This window comes from Bradyrhizobium sp. 192, from assembly GCF_023100965.1.
In the GTDB taxonomy this organism is placed as follows: domain Bacteria; phylum Pseudomonadota; class Alphaproteobacteria; order Rhizobiales; family Xanthobacteraceae; genus Bradyrhizobium; species Bradyrhizobium symbiodeficiens.
Map to the genome: position 1 here is coordinate 6,405,465 of NZ_CP064690.1, position 21,930 is coordinate 6,427,394.

Sequence of the window (21,930 nt, forward strand, 5' to 3'; positions counted from 1 at the left end):
ATCTCCCGGAACCAAATCGAGCTAGGATGGCTTGTCGAAGTGAACTCCAGGACGTCGGGAGGCCTCGATGGGAACCACAAGATTCATCTGTGCGGGCGTTGCGGCCCTCAGCATGCTCGCAACCAGCGCTTTTGCCGACGACATGACCGGATTGGTCATGCGGATCGATCGGCTGAACGGCACGATCTCGATCCAGCAGACGCAAAAGGGCACGGTCGGCGGCAGCGCCGGCGGCGCCGGCGCGCTCCAGGAATACAAAACCAAGGACGCCGCGATGCTGGAGGCCGTTCACGCCGGCGACAAGGTGAACTATTCTGCCACCGACAACAACGGCACCGGCACGCTGACGAAGCTGCAGAAGCAGTAGGCGCTGCTTCGCCTCTCCCCGGCAGCGGGGCGAGGGAGCACACCTCAGTTTACTCGTCTACTGCTCGGGACGCGGCTCAGGCTGCGCCTCCTCGGTCGGAAGCTTCGCGCGCTCCCAGCCGTCGGTGCCGTCGGGGTACCAGGCGATGCTGGAGTAGCCGTATGTCAGCGCGCGCTTGGCGGCGTTCCAGGACATCCAGCAATCTGCGAGGCAATAGATCACCAGCAGCGCGGACTTGTCGCCACGTGAGGCCTGTGCGAGGCCGCGCTGGAGATAATCGTCCATCGCCGGCGGCAAGCTACCGTAACCGGTATCCGGCAACCAGATGCTGCCCGGAATGTTCTTGCGCGGCGCATCACGCCACACCGTGCCTGCCGGAAGATTCTTCGGCCTCGGCGGCCGCGGCAGCACGTCGACGAACGCACCGCTCCTGGCGCGCCAGATCGCTTCGGCTTCCACCGTATTGAGCACGCGCGCACCCGCCAGCGTCGCCGGCACCGGTGCGCGATAATTGTCGGCGCGATAACCCTCGGGCTCGAACGGCTCCTGCTGCTGCGCGAATGCCGGCACCGCCAACGCGGCAACGACGAGCGCCGCGGCAAGACGCCACCTCATGGCGACTTCTTGGCCGTCTCCGCGCCGAGCGGCTTGTTGTTCTCGTCGAGCAGCGGGACGCCGAAGTCGACCAGGATCTTGTTGATCTCGCCCTGGTTCTCCTGGATCAGCTTGTTGAGCTGTCGCTTCCAGTTCTGGTCGGCGGGACGCACACCCATGCCGATGCGATAGACCAGCTTCGGCCCCGTGGTTTCCTTCACCAGCGGTGTGACGTGAAGCGAGCCGACCTTCTTCGCGTAGTAGCCAGCCATCGGTCCCCACAGCACCCCGGCGTCGATCTTGCCGGCGGCGAGATCGTCGATCATGGCTTGGGCCGAATTGTCGTAGCGCGTGTCGATCATCAGCGGATAAGGCTTCGCGTCGCCCATCAGGCCGGCGATGGCCATGTTCGTCGCCGGCGGCGTGCCGGCGACGATGCCGACATGCTTGCCCTTCAACTTCGCGTCCTCGAGCGTGTCGACGTCCTCGAGCCCGCTGCCGGCCTTGGCGACCAGCGCATAGCTCGTGCGGTAATAGGGATTGGTGCCCTGCACGACGTCATCGCCCTGCGGAAAGCCCATGATGACGTCGCAGCGGTGCGCGCCCAGCGTCATCCGCACGAAGCCGGTGGCCTGCGGGAAGAAGACGTAGTCGAGTTTCTTCTTGAGCTTGTCGGCAAACAGCTCGGCCAGCTTGTTCTCCAACCCCTCGCCCTTTTCGTTCGAGAACGGCAGATTGCGGGGATCGGCGCAAACGCGTAGCACGTTCGGGTCGACCAGCTCGAACGAGAGGTCGCCGCTGTCATTGGTCTGCGCGACGACGCCATCGCCGAATGCACAGCACGCAACCAGGACCCACAGTGAAAACAACCAGCGACGATGTGGTCCGGCCTCCGTCATCCCGCTTCCTCCTCGTTTTGTTTGAATGCTATCCATGCAACGCATGACGCGCCAAGTTTCGCCAGACTCTGCTGGCTTTGCTTTGTTGCAGTGCAATGCAGCCAATCCTTTGAACTGAGGCGGAAAAGTGTCTCGCATCGCTCAAGTGATCGCAGCCTTGTCCCTGCTGGGGACGGTAACGCTAGCACGGGCCGGGGCGGCCGAATTGCCTGTGAGCGAAGTCGCAACCGGAATCTTCGTACACTCCGGGGCCATTGCCCTGATGACCCGCGAGAACGAGGGCGACATTGCCAATGTCGGTTTCATCGTGGGCGATGATGCCGTGGCCGTCATCGACACCGGCGGCAGCCTCCGCGAAGGCGAGGCCCTGCTGGCCGCCGTGCGGGCCCGCACCAATAAGCCGATCCGGTATGTCATCAACACTCACGGCCACCCCGACCACGTTTTCGGCAATGCCGCCTTCGCCACCGGCGGCACCAGCTTCGTCGGCCACAGCAAGCTGCCGCAGGCGCTGGCGACGCGCGGGCCTTACTATCTCGACAATTTCCGCCGCATCATGGGCGGCGAGTTGATTGATCCCGTGAAGATCATTGCCCCGACCCTCCTGGTCTCGGACACGATGACGCTCGATCTCGGATCGCGCCGTCTCGCGTTGCGCGCATGGCGGGCCGGGCACAGCGACAGCGATGTGACCGTGTACGACGAGACGACGAAAACCCTGTTCGCGGGCGACCTCGTCTTTCTCCGCCACATTCCGGTCATGGATGGCAGTATCCGCGGCTGGCTCACCACGTTGAAGGAATTGGAGACCATCCCGGCGCGACGCGTCGTTCCCGGTCACGGACCCGTGAGCGACTGGCCTGCCGCGCTGGCCGATGAGCGGCGTTACCTGTCAACGCTGCTGTCCGACGTGCGGGCGCTGAACAAGAACGGCGAGCCGATCCGGGCCGCCGCCGAGAAGGCGGCCGCGGAGGAGCGACCGCGCTGGGAGTTGTTCAGCGATTACAACGCCCGGAACGCAACTGCAGCATTTTCGGAAATTGAATGGGAGTAGCAGGCGCGCTACGATAGAAGCGAGAGATCAGCTTCGCTGACTACGAGATCAGCTTCGCTGACTCGGAGGATGATGACCATGACCAGATGGACACGCCACCTGCCCTTGATCGCCGCACTGCTCGGCATCGCCTTCGCCCTGCCGGCGCAGGCTGAAGAGGCTGACGATCCATGGCCGGGCCTGGTGCAGGACATCTTCAACAACCGTGCGATGAATGACGGCAGCGCCGTGATCGGCATCGAGATGCCGTATCGCGCAGAGGACGCGGCGATCGTGCCGGTGACCCTGCGCAGCAAGCTCTCGCCCGCGGATGGCCGCCGTATCCGTTCGATCACGCTCGTGATCGACCGCAACCCGGCGCCGATGGCGGCGAAGTTCGAGCTCGGCGCCGATGCCAATGTCACGGAGATCTCGACGCGCGTGCGTGTCAACAATTACACCGATGTGCACGCGGTGGCCGAGCTCAGCGACGGCCAGCTCTACGTCTCGAAAGTTTATGTCAAGGCCTCGGGCGGCTGCTCGGCGCCGGCAGGAAAGAACGCCGAGGAGGCGCAAAGCCGGCTCGGCAAGATGCGCTACAGGCAATTCGCGCGCGAGGAAGCGCAGGCGAGCCGCATCCGCGAAGCCCAGATCATGGTCGGCCATCCCAACAATTCCGGCCTGCAGATGGACCAGGTCACCCAGCTCTACATTCCCGCCTTCTTCGTCAACCAGCTGAAGCTGACGCAGGACGACAGCCTCGTGCTGTCGATGGAAGGCGGCATCTCGATCTCGGAAGATCCCAATCTGCGCTTCACCTACGTCTCCAACGGCGCCAAGCGTTTCCGCGCGGAAGCCAAGGATACGGATGGGCATGTGTTCCGCAATGAGTGGGATGTGGAGAAGCCGGGGACGTAGACTCGCGCGACTTGCGTTGAATCCCTCTCCCCCTTGTGGGAGAGGGTGGATCGCCGCGATAGCGGTGAGACGGGTGAGGGGTTTTCCTCAGATGAGTGCGCGGTGAGATACCCTCATCCGGCGCTTCGCGCCACCTTCTCCCACAGGGGAGAAGGAAGAAAGCGCTAAAAACACCTCACCTCGGCTTCCGCTTGCGCGCGGCGCAGATCATTCACGGCCGTATTCGCCTGCTCCGAGGTGCGGAACTGGACGCCGAGATTGCCGCGGACCTGGGACATGCTGAGCGCGGTCTCCGCGGTCACATAGCGCTCATAGGGCATGATCGAGGCCACCACGTCGATCGAGCAGGAACATTGCTCGATCGACTGCCGGCTCTCGCCATTCGCCTTCATGCAGCCATAGACGTACTCCGCGCGCGCCGACGTCGGGTAATCATTGGCCTCCTCGGCCCGCGCCACGCACGCGGTCGCCGCCAGCACCGTCAATGCGGCGACAATCGGTCGTAGCTGTCCGGCCAGTTTCATGCGCATCCTCCCGCGGGTTGCGAGCAAAGCTATGCTATGCGTATTGTCCTGAAAAGCACTCTGTCAGAGGAAACGGCTCACAAGGTGATGAGAGCACTTGGCGTGATAAGGGCACTTGGCCCAACATTGGCACTCGCGACGATGCTGGTGCTGACACTGGTCGCACCCGGCCGCGCCGCGGATACGATCCGCCTTGCGGTGCAGAAGACCGGAACATTCTCCTGGGAGCTGGCCGCGATCCGCGCCAACGGTCTCGACAAGGAGGCGGGCCTCTCGCTGGATGTCACCGAGCTCGCGAGCACCGAGGCCGGCAAGATCGCGCTGCGCGCCGGCAGTGCCGACATCATCCTGTCGGACTGGCTGTGGGTATCGCGCGAACGAGCTCTCGGCGCCAAGCTCACCTTCTATCCCTATTCCAGCGCGCTCGGCGCGGTGATGGTACCCGCATCCTCGCCGATCAAGACGCTCGCCGACCTCAAGGGGCGCAAGCTCGCGATCGCCGGTGGCGCAATCGACAAGAGCTGGCTGCTGCTCCAGGCGAACATGAAGCAGGACGGCATCGACCTGAAGTCGGAGGCGACCATCGTCTATGGCGCCCCGCCCCTGATCGCCGCCAAAGCGCTCGACGGCGAGATGGATGCAAGCCTCAATTTCTGGAATTTCTGTGCCCAGCTCGAGGCCAAGGGTTTTCGCCGCCTCGCCGGCATCGAGGACATTCTGCCGAAGCTCGGCGCCAAAGGCGCGGTCTCCGCGGTCGGCTACGTCTTCGACGAGAGCTGGGCGGCGAGCCACAAGGACGCGGTGGCGCGCTTCATCGCGATGACCCGCAAGGCCAAAGAGCTACTGGTGACCTCCGATGCAGCCTGGGACAAGATCGCGCCATTGACCGGCACGAGCGATGCCACCCTGCTCAAGACCTATCGCGACCGCTATCGAGACGGCATTCCACGCCGGAGCATCGACGACGAGGAGAAAGATGCGCGCGTGCTCTACCGCGTGCTGGCCGAGACCAGCGGCCGTGACCTCGTCGGCCCCGCGGCCGAGCTCGATCCCGGCACTTTCTATCACGCAGTCCCCGGAGATTGAGGTGCTGCGTCTTCTGTCGTTCGCCCTGTTTCTCGTGATCTGGTGGATTGCCGCGCTGTTCGTCGGCGGCGCGAAGCTGCCCTCACCGCCGGCCGTGCTAGAGGTCATGATCGCGGAGGCCTCATCGGGCGCGCTGTTCCTGCATCTTGGCGCCACGCTGGCGCGCGTGATCCTCGCCTTCGTGCTGGCGATGTCGCTCGGCAGCGCCATCGGCTATCTGATGGGACGGGTCAGGCTCGCGGACAAGCTCGGCGATCCCTGGCTGATCCTGCTGCTCAATCTGCCGGCGCTGGTCGTGATCGTGCTGGCCTATATCTGGGCTGGTCTCACCGAGGCCGCCGCGATCGCCGCGATCGCCATCAACAAGCTGCCGACCGCGGTCGTCACCTTGCGCGAGGGTACCCGCGCGCTCGATCGCTCGCTGGACGAGATGGCGAGCGTGTTCGCGATGCCGCGCTGGCGCGCGTTCCGCCATGTCGTGCTGCCGCAGCTTGCGCCCTATATCGCGGCCTCCGCCCGCTCCGGACTGTCGCTGGTGTGGAAGATCGTCTTGGTCGCCGAGCTGCTGGGACGGCCGAACGGCGTCGGCTTCGAGATCGGCGTCGCCTTCCAGCTGTTCGACACGCCGCGGCTGCTGGCCTATTCGCTGACATTCGCCGCGGTCGTGTTCGTGATCGAAACCTTGCTGGTGCAGCCGTTCGAAGCCCGCGCAACACGGTGGCGGCCCCGTGCGGCTTGAGGTCGAGATCACAGGCAAGACGTTCAGGAGTGTCGCGGGCGGGACCCACGAGGTGCTCGCCCCGCTCAAATTCGCGCTTCAATCCGGCGAGGTCGGCGTGCTGATCGGTCCGTCCGGCTGCGGCAAGAGCACGATGCTGCGCATCATCCTCGGGCTCGACGCAGATTTCAGGGGCCATGTCGCGCGTCCGCCGCAAGCGCGGATCGGCATGGTGTTCCAAGAGCCGCGGCTGTTGCCGTGGCGTTCGGTCGAGCAGAATGTGCGGCTGGCTGCGCCCGACGTGACCGATGCCAAGCTGTCCGAGCTGTTCAGGATTCTGGAGCTGGACGCGCATCGCAGCCACTTTCCCGGCGAGTTGTCGCTCGGCCTTGCCCGGCGCGTCGCGCTCGCCCGGGCTTTCGCAGTCGAGCCCGATCTGCTGGTGCTCGACGAACCCCTCGCTTCGCTCGACGACGCGCTCGCCGGCCGTTTGCGCGACGAGATCGCGGCGCTGGTGGCGAGCCGTCCGGTGATGACGCTGCTCGTCACCCACAGTCTCGATGACGCAGTTCGGCTCGGCGACCGCCTGTTCTTCTTGTCGCCGCGTCCCGCGCATATCGTGCAGGAAGTCCCGATCACCATCCCGCGCGCGATGCGCAGCGAAGCTGCGCTCAGTGGGATCAGGGCCGAGCTTGCGGCCTTGCAGCTTGAATCGAAATGAAAACTCGTGGTCAACTGGACCAATCTGTCGAGGGAGGTTCACCAATGCGGCGTACGCTGATTGCGATCGGCATCCTCTTGGTTGCGGTGCCGGGCGCGGCGCTGGCGCAGACCAAGGGCAAGGGCATAAGGCTCTGGAACCTGACGAGCGAGACGATCTCCGGCTTCCAGCTCTCACCCGCCGGCAAGACCGAGTGGGGCCCGAACCAGTGCTTGAACGACAAGGACAAGGAGGTCGACCACGACGAGCGGCTGCGCATCACCGGCGTCGAGCCGGGCCGTTACGATGCCAAGGTGAGCTATCCCAATGCGCGGCAGTGCGTCGTTCGCGACATCGAGATCAGGGCAGATGCGGTGTTCTCGATCGCCGACAAGGATCTGAAGGACTGCAGCAAATAGCGAGACGTCTTACGCCCTGTCGTTCGGGTGCGGATATTCGCAGCGCCACCGCACCGCCTGCCACTTCGGATGATCGCCGACCCATTGCGCGATATAGGGGGGCGCGGCCATCACGCATTGGCGGGGCGACCCCGCATAGTTGAAGATCAGGTGTTGCTCTTCGCAGGTCGCAGGCGAGAGCACCGCACACACGGTCACCACCAGGTCGATCGGGTTCATGCCGAGATCCTCTCACGGGAACAAATGGAGGTTAGCACAAGAAACTACGTCCCATGGAGAGGGAAGTTTCAATCCGGCGTGAGGAACAGAGCCACCTCTAGAAGTTGATGCCAAACACCATGCGGGCTTGGTGGCGCTCGAAATTGACGAGGTCGAGATTGCCGCCCGATCGGGCCGGGCGCCCCCAGGCTTGCATGCTCCAGCTCAGGGTCAGTCGCGAGCGCTCGGAGAGTTGGAAATAGGCGGTCGGGCCGACGAACAGGGCCTGACCCGAGAACTCCCCGAGCCCGATGCCCTCATATTGTCGGAAGTAGCGCAGCTCGCCGCCGAGCAGCATGTTGGGGCCCACGCGCACCAGGCCGGCAAAGGCCGCACCGATCGTCGAACTCTTCTCGGACTGCCCCGTCACCTCGAAGCGCGCCCATTCCGGCTGATAGATCAGGTTGAGCGCGCCGATGGCGAAGTTCGGGATGAGCTCGCGGTCGAACGCCACGGTGAAATCGGTGCCGTACATCCGCCCTTTCGCGCCGCTGGTCTCGTCGATGCGGTCGCCATGGAGGTCGGCGGCGACGGTGAGGCCGAACGGGGCGCGCTCGCGGTCGAGCAGGCGATAACGCAGGTCGAGCGAGGCGCCCTGGAAGTTGAGCTGGCGGCGGTCGTCGATATCAGGCACGCCGGTGATGTCGTGCAGCGAGGCGATGCCGCCGAGCTCGATGCGGAAGTTCGGCAGCGGCACGATCTCGATCTCGACCTCCTTCTCCAGAGCGCGATAGGTCCCGGCGCCTTTGCCGAATCGCCCCGTCGTCTGGCTCTGGAATTCGCGCTCGCCGGGATTGCCGACATCGCTACCGATCATGAAGCCGAAGATGTGCTCGGTATCGAAGCCCTCCTCGGCGTGCCCATGCGCCGGTGTCAGCGCGACCGCGCAGGCCATCACCATCAGACATCTGCGAGTCCTGCCGCGCATCCCCTGCCCCGATAGCGCACGCCGCTTTGATGCGCCAGCAGCGCTGACCGGGCATCAGCGTAACACACTGCCGCAAGAGCGAGGTCGAGATTTTGATGGAAGATGATTGAAGCCCGCGCAGGCGTGTCATCGTGTCGACGGCGAAGCACAGGGCACAACGATGCCCGGCTCGAGATCCGACACTGCCACGGCTTCGAGGGCGTTCACCGTCGAGGCCGCGGCAGGTCGTCAGTCTTACTTGCGCGCAGCGCAGGCGTACATGTTGATTTCCATGCCGACCGGCACTTCCACGATCTTCGGAGCTTTCCAAGCCATTCGGGGTCTCCCCAAGGTATTGAGCGCGACATCGCGCGGCGCAAAACCTAGGGCTGCCTCAGGTGCAGTTCAAGCCTCGATTCGGCTGCAAAGCGCGTCCGTGTCGATTCTTCGTGGCTGCATTTCTCTCTCGGACAAAACCAGTTCTCTCTTGGTCAAACACGCCCTGCGAGACACTGCCTTGTGCGATGCACCGCGCGTCGAATCGACACCAAACGCACCCGCGCTGTCAGCAACCTCTGTCGGCCGCTGCGGCGTTCGGCTTGGCCCCGTCGGCCCGCTGAGCCGCCGTCGGCTGGCTCTGCATCTGCCGCTGTGCATCCTCGGACGACGCCGGAGTTTCACCGCTTGCACGATTCATCGTGCTGGTCGGCGGATGCTGGCTGGTGTCGCTCGCTGAGCTGGACGCGTGCGATTGCGCCGAGCCTACGGTGACCGGACCAGAACCGGCATCCTTGTCAGTGCTGGCGCTCCCTGTGTTGCAAGGGCCGGCGACGGCCACGCCGGCGCTCAACGTCAAGATCGCGCAGGCGGCTAGAACGGAACGTTTCGTGTTCATCTGCATCTCCTCTTGTCCTGCCGCGCTGCCCCGACGCCGGGCAGGACATCGCGAAGAGAACAGGCCGAGCTGCCCGATGTTCCGAGTGCCGGAGCGGAAATGCTCGCAAACACCGCCGCGTCACGCCTGTTCCGCTCACCGCAACAATCGCACCAGGCTCCGGCCGGCACGCGAGCTCAGCTCCTTCGCATCCAGCGTTCCGTCCTTGTCGGGATTGGCTGCGTTGAAGCGCTGCTCGACCACGGACAGATATTCGTCGAGCGTCAGCGTCCCGTCGCGGTCTGGATCGGCGGCAGCGAGCTCTTTCGCCGACAACCGCCCGCGCAATTCGCGCGCGTCGAGCGTGCCGTCATGATCGGGATCGAGCTTTGCGAAGGTCGCGGCGGCCGCCTTCTTCACCTCGGCAAGATCGAGCGTGCCGTCATTGTCGGTGTCGAACAACTTGACCGCGTTGCCGGAGGCCGACCATGCCGGACCGGACAACAATGCAATGGTGAGCGCAAGCGCAACTGAGCGACGCGAAATCATCAAGACCTCCCAGATGAAGCGCCCGGTTTGGGCGCGATACTAGACATAAATCCGCAAGCGGCCCCCGGTTCAAGCCCGGAATTGCAACTTGCGCGCGCGACAACCCGGGAAGCCTGGCACGACCGCCGACCGGATTGCTTCGCGTCGCGGAATTTTTGCAGCGTCTCCACGCAAGTGGGACTGCACTGCCGTCAGGTTTCCGTAAGGTGACCGGCACCTGCGTTCAACGATCGACACGACTCTTACGACTTTCGTGTTGACGCGTTTTGGTTTCCGACGGAGTGTTGCTCCCGCAGCGTCAAAAGGCGCGCATATTGGGAGGAACGGATGAAACGCTTTGCGATGGCCGCGAGCCTCGTCATGCTTGCATCGACTTGTGCAAGCGCACAGACCACCGAGCAACTGGTCAAGGGCGGGACTGATACATCGAATGTTCTCAACTACGGGATGGGGTACAATCTGCAGCGCTTCTCGACGCTGAACCAGATCAACAAGGACAGCGTCAAGAACCTCGTCCCGGTCTGGAACTACTCCTTCAACGACGATCGCAGCGAGGAATCGCAGCCCATAGTCTATCAGGGCGTGATCTATGTGACCTCGCACAATGCGACCATGGCGGTCGACGCCAAAACCGGCAAGCAGATCTGGAAGAGCAAGGTCGAATATCCGGCCGAGACGCCCCGAATCGTCTGCTGCGGTATTATCAATCGCGGCGTCGCAATCCACGAAGGCAAATTGTTTCGTACGACGCTCGATGCCAACGTGATTGCGATTGACGCCAAGAACGGCAAGGAGCTGTGGCGTCAGAAGGCTGCCGACATCAAGGAAGGCTATTCGATGACGGTGGCCCCGCTGGTCGCCGATGGTGTCGTCATTACCGGTATCTCCGGCGCGGAATTCGGCACGCGCGGCTTCATCGACGGCTGGGATCCGGCGACGGGCAAGCATCTGTGGCGAACCCATTCGATCCCCTCCCCGGACGAGCCCGGCGGCGACACCTGGAAGGGCGATACCTGGAAGCTCGGCGGCGGCTCGACCTGGATCACGGGCTCTTACGATCCCGAGCTGAACACCGTGTATTGGGGCATCGGCAATCCCGGCCCGTTCAATTCGGCGGTGCGCCCCGGCGACAATCTCTACACCTGCTCCGTGCTGGCGATGGATCCCAAGACCGGCAAGATCAAGTGGCATTACCAGTTCTCGCCGAACAATCCGTTCGACTACGACGCCGTCGCCGAGATGGTGCTCGCGGATGTGAACGTCGAGGGCAAGCCGACCAAGGCGCTGATGAATGCCAACCGCAACGGCTTCTTCTACGTGCTCGACCGCACCAACGGAAAGCTGCTCGCGGCCAATCCTTACGTGAAGGTCAATTGGGCAACCGGCGTCGACATGAAGACCGGCAAGCCGATCGAGACCGACGTCGCCAAGGATGCGCGCGAGGGCAAGAAGGTCACGGTCTATCCGTCGATCCTCGGCGGCAAGAACTGGGAGCCGATGTCGTTCAACCCGCAGACCGGCCTCGCCTACGCCAACACGCTCAACTTCGGCGGCAAGTACAAGGCCGAGCCCGTCACCTTCAAGCAGGGTGAATGGTATCTCGGCATGGACCTGACCGATCCCTGGGAATTCGGGGACGGGCCGCGCGGTTACCTCAAGGCGATCGATCCCATGACCGGCAAGTCGAAATGGGAAGCACCGAGCGACATTCCACGCTTCTCGGGCGTGCTGTCGACCGCGGGCGGCGTCGTGTTCTCGGGCGCACTGACCGGCGAGTTCGAGGCCTTCGACGCCGACACCGGCAAGAAGCTCTGGCAGTTCCAGACCGGGTCCGGCATCGAGGGCCAGCCGGTGACCTGGCAGCAGGACGGCGTGCAATATGTCGCGGTGACATCGGGCTATGGCGGCGTCTACTCGCTGTTCTCGGGCGACGAGCGGCTTGCCAAAGTGCCGCCCGGCGGCTCGCTGTGGGTCTTTGCGGTCAAGCAGTAATCCACGGCATGATGCTGAGAAGGCTATCTCACAAGACGGCGGCGATCCTCGCCGCCGTCGCGGGGCTGACGGTCGCGCTTGCGGCGACCGTTCGCGCCGCGGACGACGCAACCGGCAATCCCATGCAGGCACAGATCGACCACGGCAAGTCGACCTATGCTTCGAAATGCTCGCACTGCCATGGCCCCAATCTGATGAACTCCGGCACCATCACGCCGGACCTGCGCGCCTTCCCCGACGACAAGACACGCTTCGTCACCACGGTGAAGAACGGCAAGAACAACAGGATGCCGCCATGGGGCGATATCCTCAATGACGAGGAGATCGGCTCTCTCTGGGCCTTCATCTCCAGCCGGAGGAAGCCATGAGGGGTCGTCGTGCCGCATGGAGCCTTGCGGCCCTGCTTTCGACAATGGCGTCGGTTGCTCTCGCAGCCGACGAGCCCCTGAAGATCTGCCTTGACGAGGACCGGCCGCCGCTCTCGATGCACCACCGCGGCAAGCCTGATGCCGGCTTCGACGTGCTGCTGGCTCAGGCGATCGCGGAGCGGCTCGGACGGAAGCTGGCGATCCAGTGGTTCGAGAGCAAGCTGGACGAGGATTCGAGCCCCCAGCTCGAGGCCAATGCGCTGCTCTCGGACGGACGCTGCTCGCTCGTCGGCGGTTACGCGCTGACGCAGGATTCGCTCGTCGTCCCCGGGATGAAGACGGCGCGCTTGCCCGATTTCGCCGGGGCCACACGCGACGATCGGCGGCGGCGCGTTGCACTCGGCGTGCTCGCGCCGAGCCAGCCTTACGTCTATTCGCCGATGACGGTCGTGCTCGGACCGAAGGCAAGCGGCCGCAAGATCAGCGACATCGGCGATCTCGCAGGGCTTCGTCTCGTCATCGATAGCGGCTCGCTCGGCGACGCCATCCTGATGAGCTTCGACAAGGGGCGGCTGATCGACAGCATCACCCATCTCGTCCCCGGCCGCGACGATCTGCTGGGCACGCTCCAGCGCGGCGAGCATGACGCGACGCTGATCGATCTTGCCCGCTTCGACGCCCATCGCGCCGCGCACCCGGACACGGCGATCACCGCGTCCGGCTATTATTATCCGATCGGCGCCAATCGCGGCTATGTCGGACTGGCCAGCGATGGCGCGCTGATCGACGCCATCAACAAGGCGCTGACGGGGCTCGCCGCTGAGGGCAAGATCGCCGAGTTCGGCAAGCAGGCCGGGCTCACCTATCTGCCGCCGCGCGAGCCTGCGATCCTGGGCGATGTCTGGATGAAGATCATCCAACGGTGAGGCTCTCGTGTCCCGGACGCGCTGCAACGCGCGAGCGTTGCTGCGCAGAGCCGGCAACTGTTATGTTGGCGTGGTTGTCAGGTACGGTTTTCTTTCGCGCATGATGGCGTTGATAACCGTTAGCAGCTTCCTGGCAACGGCAACGAGAGCGAGCTTGGCCGGTTTGCCGGCTAGTCGCAGTCTTTCATAGAAGGCCTTAAACGGATCGGCTCGTCGAACCGCATTGAGAGCCGCCATGTAAAGGGCATCGCGAACGCGTTTTCGACCGCCGGCGATCTTGCGTTTGCCGCGGAAGGCGCCGCTGTCGACGTTGAAGGGGGCAAGACCGGCCAGCGCCGCGATCTGCTTGGCTCCGACGCGTCCGAGTTCCGGCATCTTCGCGATGAGCTGCATGCAAGCCACCGGGCCCACACCAGGCACGGAGCGCATCAAGCGCGCATCGTCTGCAATCTCCGGCTCAGCTTTTGTCAGAGCCTTGATGTCGGCTTCGATCTCCGCAATCTCGCCGTCGAGGACCTCAATGAGACGGCTGATCCGCCCGGCCATGGCGCGGTCGTCGGCCTCGCTGCGCCGGTTCTTCTCCTGGGCGCGCATGAGAACCAGCTGATCTCGCCGTTTTGCAAGCCCTGCCAAGGCGTTGCGGGCAGGATTGGCGGCTGCCTGCTCGACTGCCGGCTGCATGACCCGGCCAAAAGCCGCCAGCATCCGTGCATCGATCGGGTCGGTTTTGGCAAGCTGGCCGCTGGCCCGAGCAAAATCGCGAGCTCGTGCCGGATTGATCCGCGCAAAGTGGACACCAGCTTGGCCCAGGGCCTCGCGAAGCTTGAGGTCGTAGGTGCCCGTGGCCTCGAAGACGACCAGCGTATCGCATCGCCAACGCGCCACCTGCTGTGTGATGGCCTGTGTCGCGTTGGCGATGCGCCTGGGCACGCCGTCGGCTTCATCAAAGATATCGAGATGCTTCTTGGAGACGTCGATTCCGACGTAACGGAGGGGTATGATCACGATGCCTGTCCCTGTGATGCGAGGTCTGTTGGCGCAGCCTCGTGCAACTGTTCAGGTTGGTAATGGAACGGGCGGGAGACCGAGCCGGCTCACGGCGTCAAGCGCCAAGGACCCAACGGCTTCCCGCCCAACCCCATCCTGACAGATCTTCAAGACACAGGGACCCATGCGGTATGGCTTGCGGTCGAGCATGGGCCCCGGCTCTGCAGCGCACCGCTAAGGAGCGCTGCGTTGCGTCCGGGGCACGAACGCCGTGCCACCGTGCCCCCACTCGGTCCGACGGAATGCGCCAATCTGTCTCGCCTGACACCCATGGCAGCGCCAGCCTGGTGCAGTACCTTGCCCGGAACCGGGAGGGAATCATGTCTACAAAAATCGATCGCCGCCACTTCATCGCCGCTGGAGCCGGCGCCTTCGCGATGCCCTTCGTTTCGCGCAACGCCTCCGCGCAGGGCGCTTGGCCCGCACGGCAGATTCGCATGATTTGCAGCTACCCCGCCGGCGGGCAAACCGACCTGCTCGCGCGCGCGTACGGCGAATTCATCTCCAAGCAGGTCGGCAAGACCGTCGTCGTCGAGAACAAGCCCGGCGCCTCCGGCGCGATCGGTACGGCGGAGGTGGCCCGCGCCGAGCCCGACGGCCACACCATGCTGTGCTCGATCTCGACCACCTACATCATGAACCGGGTGGTGATGAAGAATCCCGGCTACGACATGGACAAGGATTTGGCGCTGGTCAGCGTCATTCCCGGCGCCGGCCTTCTGCTGGTCGCGAACCCCAGGACCGGGGTCAAGACGCTGGAGGATTTCGTCGCGTTCGCACGCAAGAGCGGCAAGGTGAACTTCGGCACCTACAGCGCGGGTTCGGCCCCGCACATGACGGTCAACGAGCTCAACAAGCAGTATGGCCTGTCGATCGAGCCGATCCATTACCGCGGCGAGGCCCCGATGTGGACGGGGATGCTCGAAGGTACGCTGGATGCCGCAATGGGCAGCTACACTGCGGCGCAGTCGGTCCTGCAAAGCGACCGTGGCACCGTGTTCGCGGTGCATTCGAAGAAGGTCGACGCGATCCCTGCCATCAAGACCCTCCCGGAGCAGGGCGCGACCTCGAAATTCTTCACCGTGAGCGGCTTCTCCGGCTGGGCGGTGCCGAAGGCGACGCCGCAAGCGGTCGTCGACCGACTGGCGGAGCTGTGCGTGGCCGCCAACAACGATCCGAAGGTGAAGGAAGTGCTCACGACCTTCGTGCTCGAACCCGCCATCGGCTTCAAGGAGACCAATGCGCTGTACCAGCGCGAACTGCCGATCTGGATCGAGAGCGCGAAGTCACTCGGCCTAGAGCCGGCCTAGGCTCCGAGCCCGGAGCCGGCGCGCCGGTTGCCCCATCTCGCCCCGGAGTCCGACCAAAGCCTAGTGTCGGAAGCGCGTTTTCCCGCTATGATTGCGTGCCGCTGCGGACCAGAAGGGCCAATTGCATGACACCGGATGCAGTCGCTGTCGCCGTTATGATTATCCTGCTCTTTCCGATGGGCTATTTCACGCTGGCCTCGCCAGCCTTCCTGCTGGTGAGGCTCGATATTCAGCCCGTCGCCCAGTTGCTGCGCGGAATGTTCAACGCCCATTTTCTGGTGATGCGCGTCGCCGCCTTCATCGGGACCGCGGCACTCCTCTTGGACGGCCGCCTGCTTGCCGCGCTGGGCGTTGGCCTGCTCGCAGTGCTGGCGATCTGGGGACGCCGCTGGTTCATGCAAAGGGTCGACGATCAGCTCAGCGCGAGGGACGCTGGCGATGCCGATGCCCCGCGTCGGCTGCGGCGGCTGCATTGGAGCGGCATGCTGGCCAATGCGGTGCTGCTCGTCGCGCTCCTGGCCGGCATTCCCTACATCGCCACGTCCGCGTGAAATGTCGCCGCGACGGCGCGAACGGCCCGACCATCGCTGCCCAATGCCTGCGCTCGAAAGCGCCTAATGCTCGCCCGAACTCGCGGTGGCCTGCTGCGCCTTGTGGATCGAAGACGGCACCACGCCGAAATATTTCCTAAACACGCGGCTGAAATGCGATGAGCTGGAGAAGCCCCAGGAGAACGCGACGTCGGTGATGGTCTTGCCGGCGTGGGCCTCGAGTTCCTGGCGGCAGTTCTGCAGGCGGGCCTGCCAGATGTAGTCGCTCACTGTGGTGCCGCGTTCCGAGAACAGCATGTGCAGATAGCGCTTGGAGCAGCCGAGCTCGGTCGAGATCTGGTCGATGCACAGATCCGGATCGCGCAGGTGCTCGCGGATGAAGAACTGCGCGCGCACATACATCGCTTCGGGCCCGACACGGTCGAACATCGTGTCGGCTTCGCGCAGCGGCAGCAGCAGCAGGTCAATCAGCGAATCGGCGACGCCGACCGCGCTGTTTGCCGACAGCTTCGCCGCCTCGTCGAAGGTCGCATGAACGAAATCGTGGGCGATCCGCCCCGTCCCCGTCTTCGACGAGAGCTTGCAGGCCGGCATCCGCTGCGACGGGAACCCGCGGTCGCGCAGCAGCGCCTTGGGTACGATCACCACGTCATGGCGGGTGAAGGCGGGGCTGATGATCGAATGCGGGCAGGAGACGTCATAGGCGATGATGTCGCCCGGATTGATTTCGATGTGGCGGCCCTCCTGTTCGAAATAGGACACGCCGTAGGTCTGGAAGTGAATCTTGATGTACGGATGCTCGTTCGCCTTGGCGCGCGCCAGCGTGTGGGCGATGCGATGCTGACTCACTTCGATCTGGCAGAGCTTCAGGCGCGAGACGCTGGTGTAGTCGATGCGGCCCTCGAGCGAGGACGCCTCCAGCGGATCGACGTCGAAATGCCCGCACAGACTCGTCAGCCCGTCGATCCAGCTCTGGATCTGGCGCTTCGGCGTCAGTCCTGTCGTCGAGAGCGTGTGAATTGTGTCGGACATTAATTGAGCCACTGGTGTTACCCGGGATTCGACGCGAATCGCGACCAGTGCTGCGGAGCCCTGACCCTTGATTGCGTGACGTTTACCTCAAATTTGGGCGATCTTTGGAACGAGCGCCACCGTTCCCTTGCCACCCTTGAAAGTTAATCCTCCGCCTTAGTTGCAGCGCCGTCAAGGGGAACCTGAGCGTTGAGTGCGGTCGCGCAGTCGCACAGAAGCCGCTGAATTCGCTACTGCAAAATCAAAATGTTCGCATCCGTGCGCTGTCAAGCAAACCGGCTTCTCTCTTGGGCAAGTTTCCCGATGGCGAAGTCGTTACGGATTGCAGCAGGAACAATAAGAACGGGCCGCTCCTGCACGCGGACCCGTGGCTCTCATCGGGAGGAGAAAACACCACAGCATCGTTTCTGGTCCCAATCGCGACCGCCCTGCACGAGCAGACGCCGGACGAGACGCCCGGTGAATCATTTTCGCTTCGGAAACAATAAACGATACCAACGGAGGAATGACTATGCGCAAGGTGCTACTGGCGACCTTTCTTGGCTCCGCGGCGGCTCTCGCCGTCGGGGGCGCCTCAGCCAATGACGAGCTGCTCAAGATGTCGCAGAACCCGAAAGACTGGGTGATGCCCACGGGCGACTACGCCAATACCCGCTATTCCAAGCTGAACCAGATCAACGCACAAAACGTGGGCAAGCTCCAGGTGGCTTGGACCTTCTCGACCGGCGTGCTGCGCGGCCATGAAGGTGGCCCGCTGATCATCGGCAACATGATGTACGTCCACACGCCGTTCCCGAACAAGGTCTACGCCATTGACCTTTCGCAGGAGAACAAGATCGTCTGGAAGTACGAGCCGAAGCAGGATCCGAACGTCATTCCGGTGATGTGCTGCGATACGGTGAACCGTGGCCTCGCTTTCGGTGACGGCAAGATCTTCCTGCATCAGGCCGACACCACCCTCGTCGCGCTCGACGTCAAGACCGGTCAGGTTGCATGGACCGTCAAGAACGGCGACCCCAGCAAGGGCGAAACCGGTACGTCCGCGCCGATGGTCATCAAGGACAAGGTGCTGGTCGGCATCTCCGGCGGCGAGTTCGGCGTCCAGGCCCATATGTCCGCCTACGACATCAAGACCGGCAAGCTGGCATGGCGCGGCTATTCGGAAGGGCCGGACAACCAGCTCCTGGTCGATGCGGAGAAGACCACCGCGCTCGGCAAGCCGATCGGCAAGGACTCCAGCCTCAAGACCTGGCAAGGCGATCAGTGGAAGATCGGTGGCGGTGCCACCTGGGGCTGGATCTCCTACGATCCCGAACTGAACCTCGTCTATTACGGATCGGGCAATCCCTCGACCTGGAATCCGAAGCAGCGTCCCGGCGACAACAAATGGTCGATGACGATCTGGGCACGTAACCCGGATACCGGCATGGCCAAGTGGGTCTATCAGATGACGCCCCACGACGAGTGGGACTATGACGGCGTCAACGAGATGATCCTCTCGGACCAGTCGATCAACGGCCAGCCGCGCAAGCTGCTGACCCATTTCGACCGCAACGGCCTCGCCTACACGATGGACCGCGCCACTGGCGAACTGCTGGTCGCCGAAAAGTACGACCCGAAGGTGAACTGGACCTCCGGCGTCGACATGGACAAGAACTCGCCGACCTACGGCCGTCCGAAGGTGCTCGACGCAGCTTCGACCGACAAGGCGGGCGAGGACGTCAACGTGAAGGGCATCTGCCCGGCCGCGCTCGGCACCAAGGACGAGCAGCCGGCAGCCTACTCGCCGGACACGCAGCTGTTCTACGTTCCGACCAACCACGTCTGCATGGACTACGAGCCGTTCAAGGTGAGCTACACCGCGGGCCAGCCCTATGTGGGCGCGACGCTCTCGATGTATCCGCCTCCGGGTGAAACCCACATGGGCAATTTCATCGCCTGGGACGGCAAGACCGGCAAGATCGTCTGGTCGAACAAGGAGCAGTTCTCGGTCTGGTCGGGTGCGCTCGCGACCGCCGGCAACGTGGTGTTCTACGGCACGCTCGAAGGCTACCTGAAGGCGGTCGACGCCAAGACCGGCAAGGAGCTCTACAAGTTCAAGACTCCCTCCGGCATCATCGGCAACGTCACCACCTATGAGAACGCCGGCAAGCAGTATATCGCAGTGCTCTCCGGCGTCGGCGGCTGGGCCGGCATCGGTCTGGCGGCAGGCCTGACCGATCCGAACGCAGGTCTCGGCGCGGTCGGTGGCTACGCGGCTCTCAGCAACTACACGGCACTCGGCGGTACGCTGACCGTGTTCGCGCTGCCGAACTAGGCTCATCAGCATCGCTCCGGCGCGTGGAATCAACTCCACGCGCCGGCTCGTCTCCCCCTGATGCCTTCGAGGATGAATCTCTTGCGTAAAATCTGCTCTGTCATTGCTGCGATGATCTTGGTTGCGTCCGGAGGAATTGCGGTCGCGGACGGTCCGGGCGATCCGACCGCCGTGAAGAAGGAAGACGACGGAAAGTGGCTCGATAAGGACGGAATTCCGACCTACAAGATTTCGGCCGACGGTACCGTGGACTGGTTCACCTACTCCGGATACCGCCGCTATCACTCCGACTGCCACGTCTGCCACGGCCCCGACGGCATGGGCTCCACCTACGCGCCGGCGCTCAAGGATTCCGTGAAGACCATGAGCTATGGCGACTTTCTCGGCGTGGTCGCCTCCGGTCGCAAGAACGTCTCGACCGCGCAGGAGAACGTCATGCCGGCCTTCGGCGACAACCCGAACGTCGCCTGCTACATGGACGATCTCTACGTCTATCTGCGCGCCCGCTCCACCGAAGCGTGGGGCCGGCAGCGTCCCGCCAAGAAGGACGAGAAGAACGAGGTCTACACCAAGGCGGAAGACGCCTGCATGGGCCACAAGTGAACGTTACGAGGACTGCCGAGACTACTTCTGGGCATCCTGTGAGAATTTGAGGAGCTACCAATGAAGACACGTGCCGCCGTCGCTTTCGAAGCCAAGAAGCCGCTCGAAATCGTCGAACTCGACCTCGAGGGACCCAAGACCGGCGAGGTCCTGGTCGAGATCAAGGCGACGGGCATCTGCCATACCGACGCCTATACGCTCGACGGCTTCGACAGCGAGGGAATCTTCCCGTCGGTCCTGGGCCATGAGGGCGCCGGAATCATCCGCGAGATCGGCCCCGGCGTGACCTCGGTGAAGCCGGGCGACCACGTCATCCCGCTCTACACGCCGGAATGCCGGCAGTGCAAAAGCTGCCTCAGCCAGAAGACCAATCTCTGCACCGCGATCCGTGCGACGCAAGGCAAGGGCGTGATGCCCGACGGCACCAGCCGCTTTTCCTACAAGGGCAAGCCGGTCTACCATTACATGGGCTGCTCGACCTTCTCGAACTTCACCGTGCTGCCGGAGATCGCGGTCGCCAAGATCCGCGAGGACGCCCCCTTCGACAAGAGCTGCTACATCGGCTGCGGCGTCACCACCGGCGTCGGCGCCGTCGTCAACACCGCCAAGGTCGAGCCGGGCTCCAACGTCGTCGTGTTCGGCCTCGGCGGCATCGGCCTCAACGTGATCCAGGGCGCCAAGATGGCCGGCGCCGACAAGATCATCGGCGTCGACATCAACGACTCCAAGGAGGATTGGGGCCGCAGGTTCGGCATGACCGAGTTCGTCAACCCCAAGAAGATCACCGGCGACATCGTCCAGCACCTCGTCGGCCTCACCGACGGCGGCGCGGACTACACTTTCGATTGCACCGGCAACACCACGGTGATGCGCCAGGCACTGGAAGCCTGCCATCGCGGCTGGGGCACCTCGATCATCATCGGCGTTGCCGAATCCGGCAAGGAGATCGCCACCCGCCCGTTCCAGCTCGTCACCGGGCGCAACTGGCGCGGCACCGCCTTCGGCGGCGCGCGCGGCCGGACCGACGTGCCGAAGATCGTCGACTGGTACATGAACGGAAAGATCCAGATCGATCCGATGATCACCCACGTGCTCAAGCTCGAGGAGATCAACAAGGGATTTGACCTCATGCACGAGGGCAAATCCATCCGTTCAGTCGTCGTCTACTAGCTCGAAAGAGTCACCCCAAGGAGGATCGACCCATGACTGTTGCACTCCATCCCTCGATCGACAACGGCCTCAAACAAGGCAGCGGCAGCTTTGCCGGCGGCACGCTGGCCTGCAAATGCAAGGACCACCAGGTCAAGGTCGGCGTTAAGGGCGACGTCGCCCACAACCACGCCTGCGGTTGCACCAAGTGCTGGAAGCCGCAAGGCGCGACGTTCTCCGTCGTCGCCGTGGTGCCGCGCCAGAACGTCACCGTGCTCGAGAACGGCGACAAGCTCCAGATCGTCGATCCCTCCGCGGTGATCCAGCGCCACGCCTGCAAGGCCTGCGGCACCCACATGTTCGGCCGCATCGAGAACAAGAACCATCCGTTCTACGGCCTCGACTTCATCCATCCCGAGCTGTTCCAGGAGCAGGGTTCGCAGGCGCCGCAATTCGCCGCCTTCGTCTCCTCTGTGATCGAAGCGGGCGTGAAGCCGGAGCAGATGGCCGGCATCCGTTCGCGGCTGAAGGAGATCGGGCTCGAGCCCTATGATTGCCTGTCACCGGCGCTGATGGACGCGATAGCGACCCACGTCGCCAAAGCCAAAGCCGCCTGAGCAAGGCCGCCTGACAAAGCCGCCTGCGCAAGCGGTCGGACGTTCGCCATGCTCCCCATCGGCTCGCTGGCCTCGATCCAGCCCAGCGAGCCGGACGGGGCCTTGCCGCGGAGCGATCGCGGCGAGGCCGCCGCCTCTGCAAGTTACGCGTATGCGAGGGCGATTGGCTCCT

The 21,930-nt window shown here is 63.8% G+C and carries 25 protein-coding genes; 16 read left to right on the top strand and 9 right to left on the bottom strand.

Annotated features, from left to right (window positions below):
* Positions 1-67 precede the first annotated feature (67 nt).
* The gene (locus IVB24_RS30045; protein WP_247770145.1) at positions 68-367 is read left to right on the top strand and encodes a copper-binding protein; all 300 of its coding nucleotides are present in this window, start codon (positions 68-70) and stop codon (positions 365-367) included.
* A 57-nt stretch (positions 368-424) separates the two neighbouring features.
* Here IVB24_RS30045 and IVB24_RS30050 read toward each other — a convergent pair whose 3' ends face one another.
* Both IVB24_RS30050 and IVB24_RS30055 read right to left on the bottom strand, forming a co-directional pair.
* Entirely contained in the window at positions 425-982 is a 558-nt protein-coding gene (locus tag IVB24_RS30050) for a PQQ-dependent catabolism-associated CXXCW motif protein (RefSeq protein ID WP_247770146.1), read from the bottom strand.
* Positions 979-1,860 (bottom strand): substrate-binding domain-containing protein, encoded by an 882-nt coding sequence (locus tag IVB24_RS30055; RefSeq protein ID WP_247770147.1) that lies wholly within the window; start codon positions 1,858-1,860, stop codon positions 979-981. The genes IVB24_RS30050 and IVB24_RS30055 overlap by 4 nt, the downstream gene beginning before the upstream one ends.
* A gap of 127 nt (positions 1,861-1,987) precedes the next feature.
* Between IVB24_RS30055 and IVB24_RS30060 the strand changes: the two genes are divergently transcribed.
* Positions 1,988-2,914 (top strand): quinoprotein relay system zinc metallohydrolase 2, encoded by a 927-nt coding sequence (locus IVB24_RS30060; protein WP_247770148.1) that lies wholly within the window; start codon positions 1,988-1,990, stop codon positions 2,912-2,914.
* 78 nt (positions 2,915-2,992) lie between these two features.
* Positions 2,993-3,811, top strand: a complete 819-nt coding sequence (locus IVB24_RS30065) for a quinoprotein dehydrogenase-associated SoxYZ-like carrier (RefSeq protein WP_247770149.1) — start codon at positions 2,993-2,995, stop codon at positions 3,809-3,811.
* 164 nt (positions 3,812-3,975) lie between these two features.
* On the opposite strand, the gene IVB24_RS30070 is transcribed toward IVB24_RS30065, so the two are convergent.
* On the bottom strand, positions 3,976-4,335 hold the full coding sequence (locus IVB24_RS30070) for a hypothetical protein (RefSeq protein WP_094971868.1): 360 nt from the start codon (positions 4,333-4,335) through the stop codon (positions 3,976-3,978).
* Between the two features lie 87 nt (positions 4,336-4,422).
* Here IVB24_RS30070 and IVB24_RS30075 point away from each other — a divergent pair, with 87 nt between their 5' ends.
* Genes IVB24_RS30075 through IVB24_RS30090 form a run of 4 tightly spaced genes read left to right on the top strand, consistent with a single transcriptional unit; the run spans position 4,423 to position 7,258 of the window.
* Positions 4,423-5,421: an ABC transporter substrate-binding protein gene (locus IVB24_RS30075; RefSeq protein ID WP_247774192.1), complete on the top strand. Its 999-nt coding sequence runs from the start codon at positions 4,423-4,425 to the stop codon at positions 5,419-5,421.
* 1 nt (position 5,422) lies between these two features.
* Positions 5,423-6,160 (top strand): ABC transporter permease subunit, encoded by a 738-nt coding sequence (locus IVB24_RS30080; protein WP_094971816.1) that lies wholly within the window; start codon positions 5,423-5,425, stop codon positions 6,158-6,160.
* Positions 6,150-6,860 (top strand): ABC transporter ATP-binding protein, encoded by a 711-nt coding sequence (locus IVB24_RS30085; RefSeq protein WP_094971817.1) that lies wholly within the window; start codon positions 6,150-6,152, stop codon positions 6,858-6,860. The genes IVB24_RS30080 and IVB24_RS30085 overlap by 11 nt, the downstream gene beginning before the upstream one ends.
* Before the next feature lie 44 nt (positions 6,861-6,904).
* Positions 6,905-7,258, top strand: a complete 354-nt coding sequence (locus IVB24_RS30090) for a hypothetical protein (RefSeq protein ID WP_166468548.1) — start codon at positions 6,905-6,907, stop codon at positions 7,256-7,258.
* Between the two features lie 9 nt (positions 7,259-7,267).
* Here IVB24_RS30090 and IVB24_RS30095 read toward each other — a convergent pair whose 3' ends face one another.
* The 4 genes from IVB24_RS30095 to IVB24_RS30110 all read right to left on the bottom strand — a co-directional run bounded on the left by IVB24_RS30095 (position 7,268) and on the right by IVB24_RS30110 (position 9,846).
* Positions 7,268-7,477 (bottom strand): hypothetical protein, encoded by a 210-nt coding sequence (locus IVB24_RS30095; protein ID WP_094971819.1) that lies wholly within the window; start codon positions 7,475-7,477, stop codon positions 7,268-7,270.
* Between the two features lie 97 nt (positions 7,478-7,574).
* On the bottom strand, positions 7,575-8,417 hold the full coding sequence (locus IVB24_RS30100; protein ID WP_247770150.1) for a hypothetical protein: 843 nt from the start codon (positions 8,415-8,417) through the stop codon (positions 7,575-7,577).
* Between the two features lie 261 nt (positions 8,418-8,678).
* Positions 8,679-8,759 carry a pyrroloquinoline quinone precursor peptide PqqA gene (gene pqqA / locus IVB24_RS30105; protein WP_012029362.1) on the bottom strand — a complete coding sequence of 27 codons (81 nt, stop codon included), beginning with the start codon at positions 8,757-8,759 and terminating at the stop codon, positions 8,679-8,681.
* A 694-nt stretch (positions 8,760-9,453) separates the two neighbouring features.
* Positions 9,454-9,846: an EF-hand domain-containing protein gene (locus tag IVB24_RS30110; protein WP_162308672.1), complete on the bottom strand. Its 393-nt coding sequence runs from the start codon at positions 9,844-9,846 to the stop codon at positions 9,454-9,456.
* Between the two features lie 327 nt (positions 9,847-10,173).
* Between IVB24_RS30110 and IVB24_RS30115 the strand changes: the two genes are divergently transcribed.
* Genes IVB24_RS30115 through IVB24_RS30125 form a run of 3 tightly spaced genes read left to right on the top strand, consistent with a single transcriptional unit; the run spans position 10,174 to position 13,132 of the window.
* Positions 10,174-11,838, top strand: coding sequence for a methanol/ethanol family PQQ-dependent dehydrogenase (locus IVB24_RS30115; RefSeq protein ID WP_094971822.1), 1,665 nt, complete (start codon positions 10,174-10,176; stop codon positions 11,836-11,838).
* Between the two features lie 11 nt (positions 11,839-11,849).
* Positions 11,850-12,206 (top strand): cytochrome c, encoded by a 357-nt coding sequence (locus IVB24_RS30120; RefSeq protein WP_106953026.1) that lies wholly within the window; start codon positions 11,850-11,852, stop codon positions 12,204-12,206.
* Positions 12,203-13,132 carry a transporter substrate-binding domain-containing protein gene (locus IVB24_RS30125; RefSeq protein WP_247770151.1) on the top strand — a complete coding sequence of 310 codons (930 nt, stop codon included), beginning with the start codon at positions 12,203-12,205 and terminating at the stop codon, positions 13,130-13,132. Before IVB24_RS30120 ends, IVB24_RS30125 begins: the two co-directional genes overlap by 4 nt.
* Positions 13,133-13,192: 60 nt before the next feature.
* On the opposite strand, the gene IVB24_RS30130 is transcribed toward IVB24_RS30125, so the two are convergent.
* Entirely contained in the window at positions 13,193-14,137 is a 945-nt protein-coding gene (locus IVB24_RS30130; RefSeq protein WP_247770152.1) for a transposase, read from the bottom strand.
* 362 nt (positions 14,138-14,499) lie between these two features.
* Here IVB24_RS30130 and IVB24_RS30135 point away from each other — a divergent pair, with 362 nt between their 5' ends.
* On the top strand, positions 14,500-15,489 hold the full coding sequence (locus IVB24_RS30135; protein WP_140480680.1) for a tripartite tricarboxylate transporter substrate binding protein: 990 nt from the start codon (positions 14,500-14,502) through the stop codon (positions 15,487-15,489).
* A 125-nt stretch (positions 15,490-15,614) separates the two neighbouring features.
* Positions 15,615-16,040 (top strand): hypothetical protein, encoded by a 426-nt coding sequence (locus IVB24_RS30140; RefSeq protein ID WP_166468544.1) that lies wholly within the window; start codon positions 15,615-15,617, stop codon positions 16,038-16,040.
* Between the two features lie 63 nt (positions 16,041-16,103).
* Here IVB24_RS30140 and IVB24_RS30145 read toward each other — a convergent pair whose 3' ends face one another.
* Positions 16,104-17,072, bottom strand: coding sequence for a helix-turn-helix domain-containing protein (locus tag IVB24_RS30145; RefSeq protein ID WP_166468543.1), 969 nt, complete (start codon positions 17,070-17,072; stop codon positions 16,104-16,106).
* Between the two features lie 511 nt (positions 17,073-17,583).
* Between IVB24_RS30145 and xoxF5 the strand changes: the two genes are divergently transcribed.
* The 4 genes from xoxF5 (at position 17,584) to gfa (ending at position 21,758) form a co-directional block, all read left to right on the top strand.
* On the top strand, positions 17,584-19,389 hold the full coding sequence (xoxF5, locus tag IVB24_RS30150) for a lanthanide-dependent methanol dehydrogenase XoxF5 (RefSeq protein WP_094971830.1): 1,806 nt from the start codon (positions 17,584-17,586) through the stop codon (positions 19,387-19,389).
* Positions 19,390-19,500: 111 nt separating this feature from the next.
* Positions 19,501-19,992 carry a c-type cytochrome, methanol metabolism-related gene (locus IVB24_RS30155; RefSeq protein ID WP_094971831.1) on the top strand — a complete coding sequence of 164 codons (492 nt, stop codon included), beginning with the start codon at positions 19,501-19,503 and terminating at the stop codon, positions 19,990-19,992.
* A 60-nt stretch (positions 19,993-20,052) separates the two neighbouring features.
* Entirely contained in the window at positions 20,053-21,162 is a 1,110-nt protein-coding gene (locus IVB24_RS30160) for an S-(hydroxymethyl)glutathione dehydrogenase/class III alcohol dehydrogenase (protein WP_094971832.1), read from the top strand.
* A gap of 32 nt (positions 21,163-21,194) precedes the next feature.
* The gene (gfa, locus tag IVB24_RS30165; protein ID WP_094971833.1) at positions 21,195-21,758 is read left to right on the top strand and encodes an S-(hydroxymethyl)glutathione synthase; all 564 of its coding nucleotides are present in this window, start codon (positions 21,195-21,197) and stop codon (positions 21,756-21,758) included.
* Positions 21,759-21,930 lie beyond the last annotated feature (172 nt).

Bases quoted from the DNA above. Each gene is read 5' to 3' on its own strand.
- IVB24_RS30045 (WP_247770145.1), top strand. From the start codon at position 68: ATGGGAACCACAAGATTCATCTGTGCGGGCGTTGCGGCCCTCAGCATG.
- IVB24_RS30050 (WP_247770146.1), bottom strand. From the start codon at position 982: ATGAGGTGGCGTCTTGCCGCGGCGCTCGTCGTTGCCGCGTTGGCGGTG.
- IVB24_RS30055 (WP_247770147.1), bottom strand. From the start codon at position 1,860: ATGACGGAGGCCGGACCACATCGTCGCTGGTTGTTTTCACTGTGGGTC.
- IVB24_RS30065 (WP_247770149.1), top strand. From the start codon at position 2,993: ATGACCAGATGGACACGCCACCTGCCCTTGATCGCCGCACTGCTCGGC.
- IVB24_RS30070 (WP_094971868.1), bottom strand. From the start codon at position 4,335: ATGAAACTGGCCGGACAGCTACGACCGATTGTCGCCGCATTGACGGTG.
- IVB24_RS30075 (WP_247774192.1), top strand. From the start codon at position 4,423: ATGAGAGCACTTGGCGTGATAAGGGCACTTGGCCCAACATTGGCACTC.
- IVB24_RS30090 (WP_166468548.1), top strand. From the start codon at position 6,905: ATGCGGCGTACGCTGATTGCGATCGGCATCCTCTTGGTTGCGGTGCCG.
- IVB24_RS30095 (WP_094971819.1), bottom strand. From the start codon at position 7,477: ATGAACCCGATCGACCTGGTGGTGACCGTGTGTGCGGTGCTCTCGCCT.
- IVB24_RS30100 (WP_247770150.1), bottom strand. From the start codon at position 8,417: ATGGTGATGGCCTGCGCGGTCGCGCTGACACCGGCGCATGGGCACGCC.
- pqqA (WP_012029362.1), bottom strand. From the start codon at position 8,759: ATGGCTTGGAAAGCTCCGAAGATCGTGGAAGTGCCGGTCGGCATGGAA.
- IVB24_RS30110 (WP_162308672.1), bottom strand. From the start codon at position 9,846: ATGATTTCGCGTCGCTCAGTTGCGCTTGCGCTCACCATTGCATTGTTG.
- IVB24_RS30115 (WP_094971822.1), top strand. From the start codon at position 10,174: ATGAAACGCTTTGCGATGGCCGCGAGCCTCGTCATGCTTGCATCGACT.
- IVB24_RS30120 (WP_106953026.1), top strand. From the start codon at position 11,850: ATGCTGAGAAGGCTATCTCACAAGACGGCGGCGATCCTCGCCGCCGTC.
- IVB24_RS30125 (WP_247770151.1), top strand. From the start codon at position 12,203: ATGAGGGGTCGTCGTGCCGCATGGAGCCTTGCGGCCCTGCTTTCGACA.
- IVB24_RS30135 (WP_140480680.1), top strand. From the start codon at position 14,500: ATGTCTACAAAAATCGATCGCCGCCACTTCATCGCCGCTGGAGCCGGC.
- IVB24_RS30140 (WP_166468544.1), top strand. From the start codon at position 15,615: ATGACACCGGATGCAGTCGCTGTCGCCGTTATGATTATCCTGCTCTTT.
- IVB24_RS30145 (WP_166468543.1), bottom strand. From the start codon at position 17,072: ATGTCCGACACAATTCACACGCTCTCGACGACAGGACTGACGCCGAAG.
- xoxF5 (WP_094971830.1), top strand. From the start codon at position 17,584: ATGCGCAAGGTGCTACTGGCGACCTTTCTTGGCTCCGCGGCGGCTCTC.
- IVB24_RS30155 (WP_094971831.1), top strand. From the start codon at position 19,501: ATGATCTTGGTTGCGTCCGGAGGAATTGCGGTCGCGGACGGTCCGGGC.
- IVB24_RS30160 (WP_094971832.1), top strand. From the start codon at position 20,053: ATGAAGACACGTGCCGCCGTCGCTTTCGAAGCCAAGAAGCCGCTCGAA.
- gfa (WP_094971833.1), top strand. From the start codon at position 21,195: ATGACTGTTGCACTCCATCCCTCGATCGACAACGGCCTCAAACAAGGC.